We start from the raw sequence: 20,610 nt of genomic DNA on the forward strand, positions 1-20,610 counted from the left end.
ATAAAATTAGATGCAAAATCGCGTGAAATTTTTTTTATATAATAAATATTAATAATATAGGAACGATGGATGCGGATGAATGTATTAGGCAATCTTAGTTGAAGTTCTTTTAATGTTATTGCTGTTTTATATTGCTCCCCTTCGGAATAGAACCATGTCCGCTTTTGCAAACTTTCAATATGTGAAATTTGGTCAATAGGTATAGGCATCCAATCCTCATGTTGCTTTCCAGTTAAAAATTGATAGTTGTCTATATTGTGCACTTTGAACAATGGTGGAAGCACAATAACTAACGCACCATGCTGGCCATTCACTGTAATCGGATAGCCAAGCGCGTAATAAGGTGTCTCGAACATTGTATTCTCCATTACGGCATCGATTTTTTGCTTCGTTTGAAGAACTTTATTGGCGATACTATTTTCTGGAACAGCTGAGCCCACGTTTAAAGTAAGGTGTTGATCACCTGAGTGGAAGTAGACAAATACATTATTTACAGCGATGGCAATTGAGGCGCCATTTGGTAGCCAATCTTCTAAAATAATTTTATATTGATTTAAAAAACTCTTCTCCGTTTCAATATTTTGTAATTCCAATGCAAATCATTCCCTTCTGTATTATACAACTATGGGTAACTCATCCTTCAAATAAGCCCTTTCATCCCAAAACAAACCTAATTTGTCAGAAAATAATGAAAAATTAAAAATTCTGTTATATATTATTTTACAGCAAGATTATCTGTTATGGAACAGGGGATTAGCAATTTTCCTGACAGAATTTTCATACACAATGGGAAGGTGGAAATGAAACATGTCAACTCGTCAAGAAAGAATCGAAGCTTTACAAAAGGATTGGGCAGAAAATCCGCGATGGAAAGGGATTGAGCGTGGCTATACAGCAGATGAAGTTATAAAGCTTCAAGGTTCATTCGTACAGGAGCAAACATTAGCGAAGCGTGGGGCTGCCCGCTTATGGAATTCATTGCATGAAGAGCCATTTATCAATGCTTTAGGCGCTTTAACGGGGAATCAGGCAGTGCAGCAAGTGAAAGCAGGTTTACAGGCAATCTACTTATCGGGGTGGCAAGTAGCTGCTGATGCAAACCTTTCCGGCCAAATGTATCCGGACCAGTCTTTATATCCGGCAAACTCTGTACCGGCAGTAGTAAAGCGTATTAACCAGGCGCTGCAACGTGCTGACCAAATCGATCATGCGGAAGGCCGCGACGATGGTTTTGACTGGTTTGCGCCGATTGTAGCTGATGCGGAAGCAGGCTTTGGGGGTCCGTTAAATGTATTTGAACTTGTTAAAGGTATGATTGAAGCAGGTGCAGCAGGTGTGCATTTAGAAGATCAATTAGCTTCTGAGAAAAAATGCGGTCACTTAGGCGGGAAAGTATTGCTACCAACGCAAAACGCTGTGCGCAACTTAATTGCTGCACGTTTAGCTGCTGATGTGGCGGGTGTTGATACAATTTTAATCGCACGTACAGATGCAGATGCTGCTGACATGGTAACATCAGATATTGATTCGCGTGATGCAGAGTTCTTAACGGGTGAACGCACTCCAGAAGGATTCTACCGAACAAATCCAGGCATTAAGCAAGCAATTGCCCGTGGATTAGCTTATGCACCATATGCAGACTTGATCTGGTGTGAGACTTCTCACCCGTCATTAGAGGAAGCTCGTGAATTTGCTGCTGCAATCCATGCACAATTCCCAGGAAAAATGTTAGCGTATAACTGCTCGCCTTCATTCAACTGGAAAGCTAAGCTATCAGATGAGGAGATTGCAGAGTACCAACGTGAGCTAGGGAAGCTTGGATACAAGTTCCAATTTATCACACTTGCTGGTTTCCACAGCTTAAACTACTCAATGTTCGAGCTTGCGCATGACTACAAAGACAATGGTATGGCTGCATACTCGAAACTGCAGCAAGCCGAATTTGCTGCTGAAAGTAAAGGCTACACTGCAACTCGTCACCAACGTGAAGTCGGTACTGGTTACTTTGATGAAGTATCACAAACAATTTCAGGTGGTACATCTTCTACAACAGCGATGGCGGGCTCTACTGAAACAGAGCAATTCGTATAAAATAGCTCAATTATACGTTGAAGGACTATTTTTTAAGGGCAGTATTATGAAGCGGATTCATAAACGGGGAGCTGCCCTATAAGCAATAATTTATTTCTTCTCACATATTGTTCCTATTCAAAGTGCTGTTGGGGGAATAGCGCTTAGTAAATCTTCGCTATGGGATAGGCGATGCATTGAAATGGATACGAATAATGGAGAAAAGGAATAAGATTTTTGAACTTGAACGTCTCAACTACGTAATATCTAAATCGAATTGGAACGCGGTTTGGATCGGGATTGCCTCCCAAAATAAAGGAAAACTTAGGGGTATTTTATAAATGGTAACATGTCTTTCTAGCTAGGATGGAGCTAGAAAGGCATTTTCCATTTTACAGATAACAGGAGATTGAAAGCTTTTAAGGAATACTATAATAAGAGAAGATTTCTTTCATGCTATTTTTAGCATGAAAAGAGTATTCTGCTACTAAACATTAAAGGGGTTTTAAAGATGGAAAATAAGGAATTATTGCTTGTGCCTGGACCTACACCCGTACTGGATGAAATTTATGATGCACTGGCAAGCGAGACGCGTGGGCATACAGATCCTAGATTTGTTGAAACATTTAAAAATGCGATTGCGAATACGAGAAAGCTTTTTAACACAGATGGCGAAGTGTATATTGTAGCTGGCTCGGGTACGCTAGCAATGGAAATGGCAGTTGTTAATACGGTAAAAAAAGGTGAGCGCATTTTAGTTATTAGCCACGGTTATTTTGGTGATCGCTTTACACCGCTTGCAAAGGCGTTTGGCATTGGGGTGGATGTGCTGCAATCCACATGGGGAGAGCGTGTGGACACAAAGCTTGTTGAAGAAGCGTTGAAAGCAAACAAATATAAAGCGGTCACAATTACACATGCGGATACGTCTACAGGTGTTGCTTCGGATTTGGATACCCTTATACCGGTTATTAAAGCATCAGGCGCGCTTGTAATCGTTGATGGAGTCGTGGCCACTGCTGCTTTAAGAGAAGATATGGGGAAAGCTTATGGTGAAGAAGGATACACAATCGATATCGTTTTGACAGGGTCGCAAAAAGCGATTGGCATACCTCCCGGACTTGCAATTATCGCTTTTAGTCAGCAGGCATTGGCGGCGCGTGAGCAAATCGGGACAGTCCCCGCTTATTATGCAGATATACATAACTGGCGCAATATTATGGCAAATCCAGCGATGTATTTTGCGACACCACCAGTCAATTTAATTTATGCGTATGATGTTGCTTTGCAAATTGTGCTGGAAGAAGGTATGGAAAATCGTGAAGCTCGCCATATTGCATTCGGAAAAGCGATTCGTGCAGCATTGCGTTCATATGGCATGATACCACTTGCAAATGAAGAAGTAGCCGCGCCGACATTAAGCTGTATTTTATATCCGGAAGGAGTCGATGATGGGAAGTTCCGGGCAAGCCTGGCAAGCCGGGGTGTTGTTGTAGCAGGAGCCTTAGCGCATTTGGCAGGGAAAGCTTTCCGCATCGGACATATGGGCAATACGACGGCAACAATGCTTAAGCAGGCAATCACAGCGATTGGCGAGGCATTGCAAGAACAAAATGTGAAAGTGAATATTGAAGAGGCACTCAACGTATTCTCACAGCAGATTGAGGATGCAACAGTTCAAAGTTAAAAGCAAAATATAAAACTGCCTAGAAAAGCATTATAGTTTTTCAGGCAGTTTTCCACGTTTGTTTCATAAATTTTGTTCAATCGACTGTTTTAGCCAGCGTGTAGCTTCTGTATAGTTCTGGGCGACACCGAATCCTTTTTTGTAAAGCATGCCAAGCTGAAATTGGGCTTTCATGTGGCCGCGCTGAGCGGCGAGGCGATACCATTTAGCAGCCTCTTTATAGTCTCTGACCGTTCCTTCACCATTAGCATACATTTGGGCCAGCTGAAATTGTGCCTTCAAATGCCCACTTTGCGCGGCCTGCTGAATCCATTTTAGCGCTTCCGAGTAATCTTGCTTTGTTCCGAGCCCTTTATCGAAAAGATTGCCGAGCTGATATTGTGCGTCCAGATGATCCTGCTCCGCTGCCAACCGATAGCAATGGCGTGCTTCGTCATAACTGACTGGAGTCCCGAGCCCTCTTTCATACAATAAGCCGAGCTGGTATTCTGCTTCCGCATCGTTTGTATTTGCAGCTGTGCGGAACCATTTAAATGCTTCTTCATAATTTGGAAAGTGACGTTCATCCCCGAGTGCAAGCAATCCTAGCTGTAGCTGCGCTTTTGCATGATTTTGTATCGCCGCGCGCTTCAGCCATTTAATCGCGGTATCATGGCGACCTGCTTCGAGATAAAGCATTCCCAAATCATAATTGGCGCTAATATGTTCACTTGAAGCCGCTTTTAGCAACCATTCCAGCGCATTTGCCTGTGCTTGCTTCGTAGTTTGCTGTTTGTAAATAAGACCGAGGGAATATTGGGCATTTGTATGTCCGCTATTTGCAGCAAGTGTCAGCCATTTAATCGCCTCTTCCTCGTTTTGCTCGATGCCTTGCCCCGATTTATAAAGCAAGGCGAGCTGGAACTGTGCATTTGTATGGTTTTGTAGTGCGGCGGATAAATACCAGCAAGCCGCATCTTTGTATGATTGATTGACACCAAGCCCTTTTGCATGTAAATAACCGAGATTATACTGTGCGCTTGCATCACCGGCTTTCGCTGCCTGCAAAAAAAGCTGTGCGGATTTTTCATGACTTTGTTCGACGCCTTGTCCATTATAGTATAAAAATCCGAGGTTGTTCATGGCGCTTGTATTTCCTTGCTCGATCGCTTTTTTATACCATTTCGCTGCTTCCTTATAATTTTGCTCGACGCCGGTTCCATGGTTGTAAAGAGAGCCGAGGTTGTATTGCGCATCCGGATTTCCGGTAATTGCGGCGAGTTCATACAGCTCGGCTGCTTTCTTTTCATCTTGCCCGATGCCTTTACCGAGCTGGTATAATACGCCAAGTGCATATTGTGCATTGCTGTCGTTTTGTTCAGCAGCCAAAGCATACCATTTCGCCGCTTCTTTAAAATTACGCTGTACCCCTTTCCCATGATTGTATAAAACACCGAGGTTATACTGTGCACTTCGATTGCCTTCTTTCGCAGCGATTGTAAACCATTTCACGGCATCTTCGTAATCATGTGGGGCAAAATTGAAATTTTCAAAGGAGGACGCGGGTATAAAATCTTCTATATCCGACAATGCGGCTCTATTTAATTTTTCCCCTTTTGTTAGACGCTGCACATACCAATTTGTCAAATCGACTAAATAATCAATGACCATTTTCGCCACTTTTGTATCAATCAATTCGTTTGCATGCATGGATGTCATTTTTTGAATTAAGTTCATGAGTAAATACATACGACGCGGTTTTATTTTTTCAGTAAAACTTTTATTGTTTAGGAGTGTTCGCAGTTCACTTTTCGATCCGTCCTTCTTCATTTCCTTTGCATATAAATCACGAACGATAATGCTAAGTGCTATATTTGATTTTTTTAAAGAAAGCTTGGGATTGGAAATGGTATAGCGTGCCGCACCCAGCAGTATTTCCGCTAAAGGGCGATGTGTTTCCGGGATTGAATTAATAAGCATTGTAAGCAAGTCACGATTTACCATAAATGTACTCACTCCTTCCAAATAACGTTATATTCCACTTAATAGTAATTACTCTTTTTATCGGAAAAGAGAAATAAAAATGAATAGGGGGCGAATTAAGCACGTGGCTGTCCGAAAATATTGTATGATAATGGGAAATGATGAGAGCAGGTGGAAAGATGAAGCGAATAATTGATCGATCACAAAAAAGGGGAAAAGCGGATATTATTATTCAAAATGGACAAATTGCGGATGTATTCAATCTACGGTGGCGACAAGGGGATGTCGTAGTGGCAGATGGAAAAATTATTGCCATTTCCAAGCCGAATGAATTTGATGCAGAAGAAATTATCGATGCGGGCGGAAAATACATCGTCCCAGGCTTTATTGATGCCCATATACATATTGAATCATCAATGCTGGCGCCGAAGCAGTTTAATCGAATTATGCTGCCGCATGGTGTGACGGCGGTTGTGACAGATCCGCATGAAATTGCGAATGTAGCGGGAAAAGCAGGACTTGAATTCATGCTTAAAGATATTGAAGATATAGAAATGGATATTTATTATATGTTGCCTTCCAGTGTGCCCGGCACATCTTTCGAAAATGCAGGGGCGGTGTTGACGGTGGAAGATTTGGCCGAATTTATAAATCGTGATGCGGTACTTGGCTTGGCCGAGGTAATGGACTTCCCGGCTGTGTTGAATGGGGAAGAGGGTATGCTTGCAAAGTTAAAGCTTGCCCAAGATGCAGGCATGATTATTGACGGGCATTGTGCAGGATTAACAAGTGCGCAAATCCGCGGCTATCGTGCAGCAGGAATTTTGACGGACCATGAATGTGTATCAGCGGAAGAAGCGTTGGACCGGGTGGAGCAAGGGATGTATGTGCTCATTCGCGAAGGGTCGGCCGCAAAAAATCTGAAGGCCATTTTGCCGGCTGTTACATTGACGAATGCACGCCGTTTTGCATTTTGCACAGATGATAAACATTTGGATGAGCTCATTGAACAAGGGAGTATCAACTATGCGGTCACACTGGCGATTGCGGAAGGAATGGACCCTTTACTGGCGATTCAGCTCGCGTCATTAAATGCGGCGGAATGTTATCGTCTGCAAAATAAAGGAGCGGTTGCGGCGGGCTATGATGCAGACTTTTTATTAGTTGACAGTTTACAGACGATGAAAGCATTAGCAGTATGGAAAAACGGAAGAAAGGTTGCAGAAAATGGGGCTATGCTAACACCAATGCCGGAAAAGTCGATTGTTGAACCGTCTATTTTACAGTCGATGCATTTACCGAAACTCTCGGCTAAAGATTTGGGACTGCCAATGAAAGGAAACAAAGCGAATGTGATGCAGGTTATTCCCGATCAATTAATAACAAAACGGATGAAGAGCGAAGTGGATGTCGTAGACGGGCAATTCATGCCATGCACAAAAAAAGATTTGCTAAAGCTTGCGGTTGTCGAGCGTCACCATCATATAGGAACGAAAGCGGCAGCAATCGTGCATGGAATCGGCATCCAAAGCGGTGCAGTGGCAACGACAATTGCGCATGACTCCCATAATGCTATCGTAGTAGGGACGAACGATGACGATATGCTCGTCGCACTAAATGCTCTTCAGGAAATGCAGGGCGGATTAGTCGTTGTCAATGAAGGGCAAGTGATGGCGTCCCTGGGTTTGCCGATTGGAGGCATTATGACAGATTGTACAGCGGAAGAAGCGAATGCAGAACTTCGGAAATTGCATGAAGCGCTGCATATTATCCATCCAACACTTGATTATCATTTGTTTTTGACATTATCATTTTTAGCATTGCCCGTCATTCCGGACATTAAACTGACAGATACAGGCTTGTTTGATGTGACGCAATTTAAGCATATTCCAGTGGAAATATGCGATGCCGATGAATAGCATTGTATTTTTGGCCAGTTGTCGAAAAAAGTTAGAGAATATTTCTTTCTAAGGAGCATGCAAAATGGAGCGATTCATTGTTGTTATACCAGCGTTGAACCCATTGCCATCCATTGTGGACTTTATCGGGAAACTGAAAACATTGCCGATCGGAAAGATTATTGTCATCAATGATGGCAGTGATGAAAGATATAAACAAATATTTGAGCAGCTGCAACATGAAAATTGCATTATTTTATCACATGACAATAATTGGGGGAAAGGACGTGCAATTAAAACGGGTTTTGAATATATAGTGAAGTCCGGAATTCGAGCAAAGGGCATTATTACAGTAGGTGCTCATGGTCAGCATTCGGTGTTAGATGTAGAGCAAGTGCTTTCGAGTACGAAAGTTTTCTCGGATGGCATCATATTGGGAATTCGCGATTTTAAAGATTCTGACTATCCATTAATGAGCAAACTTCAAAATCGTGCAAACTCGATGCTGTTCGAATTGTTTATTCATAAACGTCTGCTCGATACTCAAACGGGGTTACGCTATATTCCGAGAGAGCATTTACCATGGCTATGCAGAGTAAAAGGAGAGTCCTTTCACTATGATACGAACATGCTTATAGAAGCGATTAAACGAAAAGTCCCATTATATGAGGTGCCTGTTGGTCATGCAAAGCTTCGGAAAAACTCGATTATTTACTATGATGAAGTGATCAATCCGGCAAAAATTTTGCAGCAGCTTTGGGTAAACTTCCTCCGTGAAGGCAAAGTGCAAAACGAATCTTTTTCGAAACGTAAACGTAAATAAAATGAGGACTCATTGTTCTTTACTTTCTGTTTAATGTTAGTGGGATGTAACGGGCATTGTTATCAAGCTTATTGGAACGGATGGACTTAGTGCCAGTTAAACTATAATAAATTGGGGTAGTATAGAGGTAATCGTAGCTGAAAGGAGAATCATTATGAGTGAGCAATATAATTTTGATAAAATGATTGAAGGTCAGGAGCAGCATTACTCCGATAAAAAGTTTTTAAATAAAATAAAAAACTTCGGCGGGGGATTAGGCTATAAGGCGATTCAGGCTGCCGTGACGCTTTTTGTGGCATTGCGTAGCCCGAATATGTCAAAAGCGAATAAACTTATCGTTCTTGGAGCGCTTGGCTATTTCATTTTGCCGATTGACTTGATTGCCGATTTCTTGCCTTTAATCGGTTTGTCTGATGATGCGTTTATTATTTTGACTGCACTTGGCAAAGTGTATTTATCTATTACAGAAGACATGAAGCTGGAAGCAAAGCAATTAATTGATTCGAAATTTAATCGGTAATCTCCTTTTATTGAAATAATAATTTTAAGCAATCCCCTTAGTGTTGAAAAAAATGAAGGTCAAGGCGACAATGAATGTCCGCACTTGACCTACATGTGTTTATTTTACAGGAAGCGCGCCGTTGATTTCTCGCAATCCCCGATTGAAAATGGCTTCCAAAGGCTTTTCATCACATAGCTTCACCGAGATATTTGGATGCGTTTTCTCGAGCTCCGCTATAATTAAATCCATTATACGGCGGTTATGTTTCAATACTCCGCCATTTAAAAATAATGTGTGCGCCTCATTTGCATATCCTGCATTTTTTAATGTCGTCGTTGCCAGCAATACAAGCTCATCCGCCGCTTTTCGCATAATTCTTTGGGCGACTGCATCTTCCATTTCCGCCGCCTTTTGCAAATACGAGCCAAAGCTAGCTAAACGCGCATTCGTATAATCCGAAGAATAGATTAAGTTAAACAGTTCATCTGTATTGTTTACTTGGTGACCTTTTAAAATAAGCTCTGTCAGTACAGTCGGCTTATTGCGTCCATCTGCAGCGCGGAAAATCGCCTTTGCAATATGCTTGCCGATCCAGTAGCCGCTTCCTTCATCACCGATACGATGACCCCACCCTCCAGCACGGGTAATAATATTATTCATAAAGCTGTAGCAAATTGCTCCCGTACCTGAAATAAGCAAACTTACATTATTGTCCCCTAGTCCTTTTAAAGTAGCCTCCACATCATTTTCGATAATAATTTGGCCAAAAGTAAAAGGACAGCGAGCAACACTTTCCTCTATAATTTCTTCGACTATTTTTTTGTCCTGCGCAGTGTCAACGCCTGAAATGGCAAATACAGCGACATCGATTACTAAACTTGGCAAATGGGCTGCAGCACTGCGCAGTAAGCCTGTAAATACATGCCGTACATGCTCAATGCCGACAGCTTGGTAATTCGAGCTTGTGGAAGTAGCGGAAAATAGCTCGCGGCCATCTGTTGATCGAATTGTCATTACCGTTTTTGTTGCACCACCGTCAACTGCCAATATAAATCGATTACTCATGGCTCGACCCACCCCTTTAAAATTTGTTCTAATTGATCTTCGGCTTGTAGAATCGCCTCCGTTTTTTCACGCAGCCAGTTTTCGAGCTGGGTAGAGTCATCTTGGGCTTGTACGAGCGATTTTCGCATCGTTGCAGGAGCCGGTCCGCCTTTTAATGTACGGATATTGACGAAGTACTCCGGCTGAATCGCCTGATAAAAGGCAATTTCATTAATTTGAAGAGGTTTCCCGGTAATTTCCAAGCATTTTTCGTTTGCCAAGTCCCATGTTAAGCTTGCAAGCGATTCTTCGTTATTTGCAACGAGTTCACGTACACAAAGGCTCACTATTTTATGGGCCTGGCGGAATGAAATACTTTCAGATCGCACAAGGGAATCGGCTAGCTCTGTTACGTTGGCAAAGCTATTTTGGGCTCGCTTTAGTAAATTGTCCTTATTCACGTCCATCGTCACAATCAAACTGCCGAATAATTTATAAATGCCGACTAAACGGTCAATCGCACGCCATAAATATGGCTGCATATCATCCTCTGTATCGACGATATCTCCAAATGGCGTATTATGCACCATTTGCAGAACCGTTGCCGCATCCCCAACGACCGCAGACAGTAAAGAACGGGTATGCTCGATTGAAACAGGGTTGCGCTTTTGAGGCATGATGGAGCTTACTTGCACATATGGGCCTGCAAGCTTAAATGCATTAAATTCCTGTGTTGCCCATAATAAAAAGTCCTGTGATGTACGCCCCAAATTCAATGCGGCAAGTTGTACGATGCTGGCCGCTTCTGCGATATAATCCGCTCCTGCTACGGCATCCCATGCGTTTTCGATTAAATCATCAAAGGCAAGAAGCTCCTGCATACGCTCACGGCTAATAGGGAAGCCCGTCGTCGTCAATGCGGCAGCTCCCATACTGCTGCGGTTAATCGTATTATATGCGGCTTGCATCCGTTTATAGTCGCGCGTCAACTGGTCGATAACAGCTTTTAAATAATGGGCAAAGGTCGTCGGCTGTGCTTGCTGTGTATGTGTATAGCCAATCATAATTGTCTCGACATGCTCCTGTGCGAAGGCGATTAGGGAGTGGCGCAAATTTAAAAGCTCCTGCATAAGCGTCAGCATTTTTTTTCGCAATGTCATGCGATAAATGGCAATTCCCATATCGTTCCGGCTTCGGCCGATATGTAAATTCCCGGAAATATCTCCTCCAAGCTCAATTAGTTTATTTTCGATGCGGAAAAATAAATCCTCAAACTGTGGGTTATAATCGCGTGTTTTGTAATACTCCAAATCTAATTTTTGAATGGCTTGTCCGATTCGGCATGCTTGGTCAGAAGTTACCAACTCTTGCTCCTCTAACATTTTCAAGTGGGCAATGTGAATTTGAAGCATCGAATCCAGGAAATGCTTGCGTGCCTCGTCATAAGCGGGCTGTAAAACCATTTGGCGATAACTGTTGGAAGGGAATAATATACCTTCTTTTTCGTTTATTTGATCACGAAAATCTTGAAAGAACATGATGAATAGGCCTCCAATCAAATGATAGAAACTACTACTAATACTCCTATTCTACAATTGTTAGAAAATTATATCAATTCATACAGGGCAAGGAAAGAGGCTGAAAAAAGACGGCGATACGGCAAATGACAACGGGGATGCACCAAAAAAGCGACATCCCCGTTTCCAATTATATATTCAATTTTTTCGAAGTGAAGTACGACGGCAAAACCATGCCGAATAAAACAAGAATGATTCCACCGACTTGAATTAGCGTCAGACTTTCCTTTAATACAATGACAGACACCGTGATCGCTACAGGCAATTCCATTGCACTTAAAATGGATACGAGTGCGCCGCCGACTTTCGGTGCGGCAATCGAGAATAATAAGATCGGAAAAATAATACCGAATAAACCGAGTGCCAAGCCAAATTTCCAAAGGCCGCCTGCCAATTGTCCGTTCCATACAATTTCAGGCGATAAAAAGATGGAAACGATGATCAATGCCACAATAGATAAAATGAATGTACGGCCGATCGTCGTCACACCTTCAACAGGACGGGCATTAAATTGCAGAAAAGCAGCAAAGGTAAAGGCAGCAGATAATCCAAGTGCCCAGCCTTGCCAAGCGATTTGTGATAAGTCCACATCGAGAATGCCAGCAGCCAAAATCGTCCCTGCGATTAAAAATGCCAAAGAAATCATTTCAAGGCGGCTTGGCAGACGTCTTTTTATGAAGCAGTCCATGAAAAGCCCGATCCATGTAAATTGGAACAGCATGACAACCGCTAGTGATGCCGGTAAATAATTTAAGGATTGTCCGTAAACAATACCTGTAACGGCTGTGCATATACCGGCTAATATTAATGTAACTACGCCCTTTTTTGTCAGCTTCGGCAATGTGCGCTGCGTCAAAACAAATAAAATAAGCGCAAGTAAAAATCCGAAAACATATTGGCTCGTAACCGCTTCCGCTGATGTATAGCCATGCTGCATCGCGACTTTTACAATTGTTGATAAAATTCCGTAGCTGCTTGCCGCAATGACGACAAGCAATGAGTAAATCCAGTTTTGCTTCATGTTGTTTCTTCCTATTCTAATAGCGATTTCACCATATGATGAAATGGCTCGTTAATAATTGTCCAGCTTTCTTTAGTATGGTAGCCCATCCGTTCATATAGGCGCCTTGCATCGACTTTTTCCAGCTCTACATTCAAGGAAATTTTGTCGTATCCTAATTGCCTGCCTTGCTGTTCGGCAAATTGCAGCAGCATCGTGCCAATGCCAAGGCCGCGCGCCTTTTCAGAGACACAAATCGTATCGATATAATATTCATCCATATGCGCTTCTACATCTAACGTAATTTGCAGCCCTCTTTCCGCCAACTGTGCTTCAAGCTGACGGTCGAGAATATACCCGGCACGTCCGTCATAAAGAACGACAATGCCTAATATTTCGCCATTTTGTTCCGCGACGAATGTGTTTAAATAGCTGTGGCGATTGTTTGTGTCTTTCACAAACTGTTCCAAGGACAACAGAATTTTAGGGAGTTCATGCTCTCCAGTCAAATTATTTGCAATGTCACCAATCGCGTCATAAATTAAAGGTGCAACAGCATTCGCATCTTTTATATCCGCTTGTCGAATGGTAATCGTCATCCATATCATCTCCTTACCGAAACACAGTATAACAGAAAAAAATGCAGTTCGCGAAAAAAGGATTAGTTTCAGAATAGTACAAAGTTTTATAAATATATCTTTTCTATGGTAAATTAATAAGAACTTACAACGTCGGAGGTTAAACATTTAATGGGTCAATTAGACAAAGAATTCATCTTGGTTTATGGAGATGCATTCATTGATTATATTGCAAATGATCAGACCAATACTTCATTTACGAAGTATTTAGGTGGCGCAACAATTAATGTTGCAGCAGGGATTAGTCGTATTGGGGCACCGTCAGCGCTTATTACAATTACAGGTGATGACGAAACATCGGAATTTTGCCGTCAGGAAATCGCAAAAGAAGGCGTGAATATGGATTTTGCTGTATTTGACGCGAAGAAACGGGTAAGTGGTGTATATGTGCATTTAACGGAAAACTGTGAGCGTGTATTTAAAGATTATGTCGATGAGACACCGAATTTACAAGTAACGCCTGAGCAGTTACAGGAAGAAGCATTCAAACGTGCTTCGATTTTAAATGTTTGTTCAGGGACGATGTTTGAAGAAACTGCATTAAAAACAACACGTGCCGCAGTGGATATGGCGAAGGATAAAGGAGCGATTATCGCAATCGATGCGAATATCCGTCCGCTTCGTTGGGAATCTGAGGAAATCTGCCGTGAGACGATTACTTCATTCTTTGAAGATGCAGATATTTTAAAGCTGACAGATGAAGAGCTGTTTTTCATGACAGAGTCGTCAACGATTGAAGAGGGCTTGCAGAAATTGGACGAGCTATTAGTGCCGATCGTGTTAATTACAGTAGGTGCTGACGGCGCATATGCGGTGTTGAATGGGGAAATTACACATGTTCCCGTTGAACGCGTTGTCCCGGTAGACACGACAGGCGCGGGTGATGCATTTATGGCGGGTGTACTGCGCTATGTCCATTTCAATGGTCTCCCTACGGTAAAAGAAGACTTAATAAGCTGTGTCGCGTTTGGCAATAAGCTCGGGGCAATGGCTGCGACTAAAGCAGGCGCATTAACCGCATTGCCGAACTACGAGGAAATTAAGCATTTAATTAAATAAAAATTTATATACAGCAGGCTGTCCCCAAAGTATTTTACCTATTGGAGGCAGCTTTTTTATTGAACGCAGTTTTGGAGGGAGGCTTTGCATACTGACTGTTATGGTTACGGTTATTAGAAGAATGAAGCCGTTTATTAGAACAAGAGGCTTTGTTATTAGAAAATGAGGGGAGAAAGAGCGGGACAGGGCCTTTATTTTATCATGAATAGAGGTGAAAGAATGGCGTTTTGATTTTAATTAGAACAATGGTAAGGAATATTAGAGCAAGTCGGAGTGATATTAGAAAATACCTTGGCGATATTAGCCCAATGGATCCGGATTTTAGAACAATGAACGGATATATTAGAAACTCGCAATTTTATTAGAACAAATAAAAATATATTAGAACAATTCAAAGTATATTAGAATATCTGCCTCCAACCCCCAACTGAAGGTAAAAATTCATACATCGTTTCCCCATCCGCAACCGTAAGTTGACAAAATCTCCATTATGTAAGAATTAGTCGCTATTAAACCGCAAAATTTCTTTTTATAATAAGGATAAAGAGGTGAGGGCATGAATAACTTTCAATTTGCGGCCGTTTTCACAAATCATCGTAAGCAATTACAATTGACACAAGAGGAAATTGCACGTCATGTCGGGGTATCAAGGGCGGCTGTTTCCAAGTGGGAGAAGGGACAAAGCTATCCGGATATCGCACTGTTGCCGAAGCTTGCGACATTTTTCAATATTTCAATTGATGCACTGCTCGGATATGAGCCGCAATTGACAGATGAACGAATCTTAAAAATGTACGCGGAATTAGCACAGCGCTTTTCAAAGGAGCCATTTGCTGAGGTTGAGGCAACGATTGATCAGCTGGTTGAGGAATATTATAGTTGTTTCCCGTTTTTACTTAAAATGGCGCAACTTTACGTCAACTATTTTAATCTGGCACAGGAAAAGGAAGCCGTTGCTGGTAAAATTCAGGATCTCTGCATACGTGTGAAGGAATTTAGCGGAGATTACCGTATGAAGAATGAGGCGAATTTACTGGAGGCTTATACGTATATTTTAAAAGGGGAACCTCAGCATGTGCTTGAATTATTAGGTGAAGATGCGGTAATTCATCTTGGGACTGAGCAGCTCATTGCTACGGCACAAATGATGCTGGGAAATACAGAAAAGGCAAAGGAAATTCATCAGGTCAATATGTATCAGCATTTGTTGTATATGATTACAAATGCGAATGAGGCACTGGGATTGGAAATGGGAAATGAAGCGTATTTTGAACAGTCGGTAAATCGGATTGAAATATTGATTGATACATTTCATCTGGAAAAGATAAATATACACAATACGCTTCTGTTTTATATGAGGGCAGCGAGCGGATACGCAGTACAAAATCATTTAGAAAAAGCAATTCGCTGTATTGAGCGCTACGTAAAAATTTGTTCACAAATCAAATTCCCGCTTCAACTTACAGGTGGGGACTATTTTTACTTGCTGGATGATTGGATTGAAAAGGAAGTTATGCTCAGTACGCAACCGCCACGTGATGAAGAAACGATTAAAAAATCGATTTATGAAGGTATTGCCGTTAACCCGTTGTTGGCGAATGTACAAAATGATACGCGCTATAAAAGTTTATTAGTTAACTTAAAGCATCATTTAAGAATTAAGGAGGAAATTTAATATGGAAGAATTATCGCAAATTCCATGGGGATTAATCGCCCCTTTACTAGTATTGCAGTTTGTATTAGCCATAGTTGTCATCATTGATATTAATCGTATTCATGAAACGCGGGGACCGAAGTGGGCTTGGATTCTCGTATCGCTTTTTGTCAATACACTTGGACCGGTCGCCTACTTTCTTTTCGGACGGAAAAGCCAATGATCTGTATTGAAGTGAAAGGTCTCACAAAGCAGTTTGGCATGAAAAAAGTGGTGGAGGATTTATCGTTTACTTTACCGATGCATACATCAACAGCGCTTATCGGTCCGAATGGCGCGGGTAAAACGACGGCACTTTCGATGCTTGCCAATATACTGGTGCCGACAAGCGGCAAGATCATCATGCCGGGTGTGAATGATATACGCAGTGCAATCGGCTTTTTGCCTCAATATCCTCAGTATTATTCCTGGCTGACGGCATTGGAATATATGGAGATGGTGGCCAATTTAAGCGGTCTTGAAAAGCGTTCTCTAAAAAATGAATGCAAAAAAATGCTGGAGTTTGTTGGCCTGCAGGATGCGATGAATAAAAAGACCGAGACGTTTTCAGGAGGAATGAAGCAGCGTTTAGGTATTGCCCAGGCACTTGTTCATAAACCGAAGCTTCTGTTACTGGATGAGCCGGTATCGGCACTTGATCCGGTTGGACGTCGGGAAGTAATGAACTTGTTGAAGGAAGTGCAACAACAAACAACGATTTTGTACTCGACACATATTTTAAATGATGCGGAGGAAATGACAGACCAGCTGTTGTTTCTCCGAGACGGGCGATTAGTGGAGCAAGGTTCGCTGCAAGAAGTGAAGGCTAAGTTTGATGAGCCACGCTATAAAATTACGTTTTCAAACATTGATGAAGCATTGCAATTTGCCAGCCAGTCGACACTTCGAGCTAATGCAACGAGAAATATTGTATATATCGACATTTTAAAGGAAAGTCCTTCTATGCAACAGCTGCTGCAACAATTGGCAGTGTCTCCATATGAGGTCGTGAAGGTGGAGCGGCAAACGGCAAGTTTGGAAGAAATATTTATGAAGGTGGCGGGTGAGCATGCAACAATTTAAAGCATTGGTTTTAAAAGAATGGCGTGAAAGTATACGCAACTTTAAAATTTTATGGATTCCCCTCGTCTTTATGCTGCTCGGTATTAGCGACCCGCTTATGAATTATTATGTGGAAGATATTTTAAACGCTGTTGGCAATATGCCTGAAGGATTTACGATGATGATGCCTGAACTTCAGCCGGCAGACCTATTAATCGCATCGACTGGTCAATTTCAGACGATTGGACTACTCGTGTTGATTGTGGCATATATCGGTACATTTAGCAGGGAACGCCAAAATGGCACGGCGACACTTGTATATGTACGCCCGATCTCTTTCACAGCATTGTTTTTCAGTAAGTGGATTGTCGCAGGCACCGTCGCTGTCATTAGCGCAATTGCCGGCTATGCAGGAAGCATGTATTATACCGCGCTTCTTTATGGCACGGTGGATTGGATGAAGTTTTTCGCCATGCTTGGGACATATTGTGTTTGGCTATTATTTGTTACGGCGCTCACAGTCGCGATGAGTGCCGCATTCCAAACAGCAATAGCAGCGACAGTGACGGTTATTATTTTACCGCTGGGCTTATTCATCGACTCACTTATCGGAGGTTTTTGGAAAGTAACACCGTATAAGCTTGCACATTACGGCACGGCGCTTCTTATGGATAGTGTATTGATGAAAGATTATTGGCTCACATTGTTTTTCGTTCTTCTGCTGATCATTTTGGCGATTGTTACCGGTATTGCGATGAGCAAGAAAAATGTCCGTATTTTAAAAGTGTAAATTTTAAGCAGGGACCATTGTTTTCAATGGAAACCTGCTTTTTGCATTAACTTTTGAGAAAATTAGGAATATAATAAAGGTTGAGTGCACTTTTTATGGAAGCAGGTGTGAAATAAATATGCAAAATTCCAATCGCTTTTTGACGGCTTTTAACCGTATTGACCATACGATGCGAGAGATAGTAGGGGCAAAAGACTTCATTGCATTTTACCGATTGATCGATCAAGCAAAAAAGAAAAGTCCGCTCGTACGAAAATATGAGGATGATTTACGCTCATATGCAGATTTGCGTAATGCGATTGTCCATAATCGTACATCGATGGAATTTGTCATCGCCGAGCCGCATATCGAAGTCGTTGAAAGAATCGAGCATATCGATGAAGTATTGGCAAAACCTAAGCTTGTCGGACAACTCTTCCGCAAGCGTGTGCTAACATTCCAAACGAACGATTCGCTAAAGAATACATTAAAGGCAATCCGCAGGCAGAAGTATACACAGTTTCCCGTATATGAAGGCCGTAAATTCCGCGGGCTTGTGACGACCGTCGGAATTACGAATTGGCTCGCTACAACGATTGCAAGCAAGCATTTGCCAAATGATATCCCTACATTAAAAGACATTTTGCATCACGAGAAAAACGAACGCAACTATCAATTTATTAGTCGCTATATGACGATTTACGAGGCGGAAGAGATTTTCAAGCTCGGTGTTGAGCGGGGACGCCGCTTTGAAGCACTGCTGATAACCGAACATGGACGTCCCCATCAAAAGCTCATTGGCATTGTAACACCGATAGATATTATGAAGGTGGACTAGCATTTTTAATACTAATATAGAGTGAACCGTTTTCTAAAACTTGTACATAATAAACATCTTCAATTCCATGAATATTTTTCTTGGATAGCTTTTTCATGAGCCAATCTTCCGTAAGCTGTAGTTCAGTTAAGTTTTGGCTGATAATTTTCCCGTCTGTAACAACTTGCATCGGCAAGTATTGAGGAGCAGGAGCAGAAACGGATACATCTTCTTTTGTCGCAGTTCGGGCGAGAGGCTTTTTCAGTACACTTAGCTCTCCATTTGTTTCAAAAACTGCATAGAGTACTTCGTCAAATGAGAAAATGCTCTGTTCACGCAACATCATTGCGAGCTCATCTGTATGAAGCCGGGCTTTTCTTAATTCATTATTTAAAATTACGCCGTTTTGGATGACAATCGATGGTTTATCATCAAAAAGGACACGCGCCTTTTTTGATCGGAATGAAATATAACTGACAGCAACTGTTAATACAGCCCACCATACTAAAGAAACTAAGCCATCTAAAAAAGGAGTTTCCACTTGAGCAGAAATTTCAGCGGCAATCGAACCGAATGTGATACCCGTGACATAGTGGAAAAATGTGAGCTGACTGACTTGCTTTTTACCGATGATACGAGCGAGTATTAAAATTACGAAAAATGCACAGCTTGAACGAACAAGCATTTCAACGAGGTTGAGTTCCATGACAATCACTCCTTATAGGAAGTATCATGGACAATAAACAATGGAAATATGCCATTGATTTGTATAGAAAGAATGTGAGGAAATGACGACTACAATAGAAAAACAATCCAATCCAGTATATCCGATTATGTTCGCGATAGGGGTATGTCACTTAATCAATGATACGATGCAAGCTGTTATCCCGGCGATGTTTCCGTTATTGGAGCGCGATTTAGGATTAACGTTTACACAGCTTGGCATGATTTCGTTTGTGCTTAATATATTTGCTAGTTTGCTTCAGCCGGCAGTCGGATTTATGACGGATAAAAAGCCGTTTCCATATGCATTGCCACTCGGTATGGTCAGCTCTTTTATCGGCTTGTCATTACTCATATTGTCAGGCGAATATTGGATGATTTTAGTATCGGTTATCTTCTTAGGGATTGGTTCGGCCGTTTTCCATCCGGAAGGCTCGCGTGTATCATTTATGGCCGCGGGAAATAAGCGTGGGTTGGCACAGTCGATTTACCAAGTCGGGGGCAATAGCGGACAAGCTTTAGCTCCATTGCTAAGCGCCTTTTTGATTTTACCTTTTGGAATGCATGGTGTGGCAGTTGTCCTTATTTTTACATCAATCGGCATTTTCCTATTAACGAAAATTTCGCTATGGTATAAGCGTCAGCTCGAAGCGGAAAAGCGGTCAAATATTAAAAAAATGCTCATTTCTTCATTGCCGCCGTTAACGAAAAAACAAGTGGGGATGGCACTTATTGTCTTGTTGCTTCTTATATTTGCCAGATCATTTTACGTGACGAATATGACGAGCTTCTATGTCTTTTACTTAATCGAGCAATATGGAATGAATGTTGAACGCGGTCAGTTGTTTATCTTTATTTTTATGGCATTTGGTGTTGTCGGGACATTTTTTGGGGGACCTTTATCAGATCGTTTCGGACGAAAAAACATTATATTGCTATCAGTTGTAACACCAATCCCATTTTGTTTGGCGCTTCCATTTGTTCCTCTGCCAGTCGTATTAATCTTTTTGATTATTATTGGGATGCTTATTATGATTAGCTTCACGGTTACGGTCGTTTATGCTCAGGAGCTTGTGCCGTCAAAAATCGGGACGATGGCAGGTCTGACAATCGGTGTCGCGTTTGGTATGGGCGCAATTGGTTCAGTTGTCATTGGAATGGTCATGGATGAGATGGGTATTCGTTTTACGATGATGGCCGTATCCATATTGACACTATTATTGTTAATCGCGTTTTTATTGCCGAGGGATCGAGTTGGAGACTAGGCAAAAAAACTGTTATTTTTT

Annotated in this window: 19 protein-coding genes; 12 read left to right on the plus strand and 7 right to left on the minus strand. The window is 41.9% G+C overall.

All coding sequences use genetic code 11. The features are described from left to right. Positions 1-593 (minus strand): LytTR family transcriptional regulator DNA-binding domain-containing protein (locus tag ACTHOQ_RS14890; RefSeq protein ID WP_440496937.1); only part of this gene is annotated, 593 nt, incomplete at its 3' end. Positions 594-807: 214 nt separating this feature from the next. On the opposite strand from ACTHOQ_RS14890, the gene aceA reads away from it, so the two are divergent. Both aceA and ACTHOQ_RS14900 read left to right on the plus strand, forming a co-directional pair. Then, positions 808-2,091, plus strand: coding sequence for an isocitrate lyase (gene aceA / locus ACTHOQ_RS14895; protein WP_440496938.1), 1,284 nt, complete (start codon positions 808-810; stop codon positions 2,089-2,091). Positions 2,092-2,581: 490 nt separating this feature from the next. Further along, positions 2,582-3,757, plus strand: a complete 1,176-nt coding sequence (locus tag ACTHOQ_RS14900; RefSeq protein ID WP_440496939.1) for a pyridoxal-phosphate-dependent aminotransferase family protein — start codon at positions 2,582-2,584, stop codon at positions 3,755-3,757. A gap of 63 nt (positions 3,758-3,820) precedes the next feature. Here ACTHOQ_RS14900 and ACTHOQ_RS14905 read toward each other — a convergent pair whose 3' ends face one another. Further along, positions 3,821-5,740 carry an SEL1-like repeat protein gene (locus ACTHOQ_RS14905; protein WP_440496940.1) on the minus strand — a complete coding sequence of 640 codons (1,920 nt, stop codon included), beginning with the start codon at positions 5,738-5,740 and terminating at the stop codon, positions 3,821-3,823. Between the two features lie 158 nt (positions 5,741-5,898). Here ACTHOQ_RS14905 and ade point away from each other — a divergent pair, with 158 nt between their 5' ends. The 3 genes from ade to ACTHOQ_RS14920 all read left to right on the plus strand — a co-directional run bounded on the left by ade (position 5,899) and on the right by ACTHOQ_RS14920 (position 8,960). Next, positions 5,899-7,638, plus strand: a complete 1,740-nt coding sequence (ade, locus tag ACTHOQ_RS14910) for an adenine deaminase (RefSeq protein WP_440496941.1) — start codon at positions 5,899-5,901, stop codon at positions 7,636-7,638. 64 nt (positions 7,639-7,702) lie between these two features. Further along, positions 7,703-8,440: a glycosyltransferase gene (locus tag ACTHOQ_RS14915; protein WP_440496942.1), complete on the plus strand. Its 738-nt coding sequence runs from the start codon at positions 7,703-7,705 to the stop codon at positions 8,438-8,440. 154 nt (positions 8,441-8,594) lie between these two features. Beyond that, positions 8,595-8,960: a YkvA family protein gene (locus ACTHOQ_RS14920; RefSeq protein ID WP_440496943.1), complete on the plus strand. Its 366-nt coding sequence runs from the start codon at positions 8,595-8,597 to the stop codon at positions 8,958-8,960. Positions 8,961-9,059: 99 nt separating this feature from the next. On the opposite strand, the gene ACTHOQ_RS14925 is transcribed toward ACTHOQ_RS14920, so the two are convergent. The 4 genes from ACTHOQ_RS14925 to ACTHOQ_RS14940 all read right to left on the minus strand — a co-directional run bounded on the left by ACTHOQ_RS14925 (position 9,060) and on the right by ACTHOQ_RS14940 (position 13,162). Then, positions 9,060-10,007: an N-acetylglucosamine kinase gene (locus ACTHOQ_RS14925; RefSeq protein WP_440496944.1), complete on the minus strand. Its 948-nt coding sequence runs from the start codon at positions 10,005-10,007 to the stop codon at positions 9,060-9,062. Further along, positions 10,004-11,524 (minus strand): argininosuccinate lyase, encoded by a 1,521-nt coding sequence (gene argH / locus ACTHOQ_RS14930; RefSeq protein ID WP_440496945.1) that lies wholly within the window; start codon positions 11,522-11,524, stop codon positions 10,004-10,006. The genes ACTHOQ_RS14925 and argH overlap by 4 nt, the downstream gene beginning before the upstream one ends. 169 nt (positions 11,525-11,693) lie before the next feature. Next, positions 11,694-12,584, minus strand: coding sequence for an EamA family transporter (locus ACTHOQ_RS14935; RefSeq protein ID WP_440496946.1), 891 nt, complete (start codon positions 12,582-12,584; stop codon positions 11,694-11,696). An 11-nt stretch (positions 12,585-12,595) separates the two neighbouring features. Next, positions 12,596-13,162, minus strand: coding sequence for a GNAT family N-acetyltransferase (locus ACTHOQ_RS14940; RefSeq protein ID WP_440496947.1), 567 nt, complete (start codon positions 13,160-13,162; stop codon positions 12,596-12,598). Positions 13,163-13,312: 150 nt separating this feature from the next. On the opposite strand from ACTHOQ_RS14940, the gene ACTHOQ_RS14945 reads away from it, so the two are divergent. The 6 genes from ACTHOQ_RS14945 (at position 13,313) to ACTHOQ_RS14970 (ending at position 18,622) form a co-directional block, all read left to right on the plus strand. Further along, on the plus strand, positions 13,313-14,260 hold the full coding sequence (locus tag ACTHOQ_RS14945; protein WP_440496948.1) for a carbohydrate kinase family protein: 948 nt from the start codon (positions 13,313-13,315) through the stop codon (positions 14,258-14,260). Between the two features lie 556 nt (positions 14,261-14,816). After that, positions 14,817-15,935, plus strand: a complete 1,119-nt coding sequence (locus ACTHOQ_RS14950; protein WP_440496949.1) for a helix-turn-helix domain-containing protein — start codon at positions 14,817-14,819, stop codon at positions 15,933-15,935. A 1-nt stretch (position 15,936) separates the two neighbouring features. Continuing rightward, a complete protein-coding gene (locus tag ACTHOQ_RS14955; RefSeq protein ID WP_440496950.1) occupies positions 15,937-16,137 on the plus strand; it encodes a PLD nuclease N-terminal domain-containing protein in 201 nt (66 codons plus the stop codon). After that, complete coding sequence (locus ACTHOQ_RS14960) at positions 16,134-17,036, plus strand: ABC transporter ATP-binding protein (protein WP_440496951.1); 903 nt, start codon at positions 16,134-16,136, stop codon at positions 17,034-17,036. Before ACTHOQ_RS14955 ends, ACTHOQ_RS14960 begins: the two co-directional genes overlap by 4 nt. Next, positions 17,023-17,805, plus strand: a complete 783-nt coding sequence (locus ACTHOQ_RS14965) for an ABC transporter permease (RefSeq protein WP_440496952.1) — start codon at positions 17,023-17,025, stop codon at positions 17,803-17,805. Before ACTHOQ_RS14960 ends, ACTHOQ_RS14965 begins: the two co-directional genes overlap by 14 nt. A 118-nt stretch (positions 17,806-17,923) precedes the next feature. Beyond that, positions 17,924-18,622, plus strand: coding sequence for a CBS domain-containing protein (locus ACTHOQ_RS14970; protein ID WP_440496953.1), 699 nt, complete (start codon positions 17,924-17,926; stop codon positions 18,620-18,622). On the opposite strand, the gene ACTHOQ_RS14975 is transcribed toward ACTHOQ_RS14970, so the two are convergent. Beyond that, a complete protein-coding gene (locus tag ACTHOQ_RS14975; RefSeq protein WP_440496954.1) occupies positions 18,606-19,307 on the minus strand; it encodes a YetF domain-containing protein in 702 nt (233 codons plus the stop codon). The genes ACTHOQ_RS14970 and ACTHOQ_RS14975 overlap by 17 nt on opposite strands. A gap of 82 nt (positions 19,308-19,389) precedes the next feature. On the opposite strand from ACTHOQ_RS14975, the gene ACTHOQ_RS14980 reads away from it, so the two are divergent. Next, positions 19,390-20,589 (plus strand): MFS transporter, encoded by a 1,200-nt coding sequence (locus ACTHOQ_RS14980; protein ID WP_440496955.1) that lies wholly within the window; start codon positions 19,390-19,392, stop codon positions 20,587-20,589. Positions 20,590-20,610: the final 21 nt, after the last annotated feature.

Source organism: Solibacillus silvestris (assembly GCF_051967575.1).
Taxonomy (GTDB): domain Bacteria; phylum Bacillota; class Bacilli; order Bacillales_A; family Planococcaceae; genus Solibacillus; species Solibacillus silvestris_B.

Bases quoted from the DNA above. Each gene is read 5' to 3' on its own strand.
- ACTHOQ_RS14955 (WP_440496950.1), top strand. From the start codon at position 15,937: ATGGAAGAATTATCGCAAATTCCATGGGGATTAATCGCCCCTTTACTA.
- ACTHOQ_RS14915 (WP_440496942.1), top strand. From the start codon at position 7,703: ATGGAGCGATTCATTGTTGTTATACCAGCGTTGAACCCATTGCCATCC.
- ACTHOQ_RS14980 (WP_440496955.1), top strand. From the start codon at position 19,390: ATGACGACTACAATAGAAAAACAATCCAATCCAGTATATCCGATTATG.
- ACTHOQ_RS14960 (WP_440496951.1), top strand. From the start codon at position 16,134: ATGATCTGTATTGAAGTGAAAGGTCTCACAAAGCAGTTTGGCATGAAA.
- ACTHOQ_RS14940 (WP_440496947.1), bottom strand. From the start codon at position 13,162: ATGACGATTACCATTCGACAAGCGGATATAAAAGATGCGAATGCTGTT.
- ACTHOQ_RS14975 (WP_440496954.1), bottom strand. From the start codon at position 19,307: ATGGAACTCAACCTCGTTGAAATGCTTGTTCGTTCAAGCTGTGCATTT.
- ACTHOQ_RS14920 (WP_440496943.1), top strand. From the start codon at position 8,595: ATGAGTGAGCAATATAATTTTGATAAAATGATTGAAGGTCAGGAGCAG.
- ACTHOQ_RS14935 (WP_440496946.1), bottom strand. From the start codon at position 12,584: ATGAAGCAAAACTGGATTTACTCATTGCTTGTCGTCATTGCGGCAAGC.
- ACTHOQ_RS14905 (WP_440496940.1), bottom strand. From the start codon at position 5,740: ATGGTAAATCGTGACTTGCTTACAATGCTTATTAATTCAATCCCGGAA.
- argH (WP_440496945.1), bottom strand. From the start codon at position 11,524: ATGTTCTTTCAAGATTTTCGTGATCAAATAAACGAAAAAGAAGGTATA.
- ACTHOQ_RS14925 (WP_440496944.1), bottom strand. From the start codon at position 10,007: ATGAGTAATCGATTTATATTGGCAGTTGACGGTGGTGCAACAAAAACG.
- ACTHOQ_RS14970 (WP_440496953.1), top strand. From the start codon at position 17,924: ATGCAAAATTCCAATCGCTTTTTGACGGCTTTTAACCGTATTGACCAT.
- ade (WP_440496941.1), top strand. From the start codon at position 5,899: ATGAAGCGAATAATTGATCGATCACAAAAAAGGGGAAAAGCGGATATT.
- ACTHOQ_RS14965 (WP_440496952.1), top strand. From the start codon at position 17,023: ATGCAACAATTTAAAGCATTGGTTTTAAAAGAATGGCGTGAAAGTATA.
- aceA (WP_440496938.1), top strand. From the start codon at position 808: ATGTCAACTCGTCAAGAAAGAATCGAAGCTTTACAAAAGGATTGGGCA.
- ACTHOQ_RS14900 (WP_440496939.1), top strand. From the start codon at position 2,582: ATGGAAAATAAGGAATTATTGCTTGTGCCTGGACCTACACCCGTACTG.
- ACTHOQ_RS14945 (WP_440496948.1), top strand. From the start codon at position 13,313: ATGGGTCAATTAGACAAAGAATTCATCTTGGTTTATGGAGATGCATTC.
- ACTHOQ_RS14950 (WP_440496949.1), top strand. From the start codon at position 14,817: ATGAATAACTTTCAATTTGCGGCCGTTTTCACAAATCATCGTAAGCAA.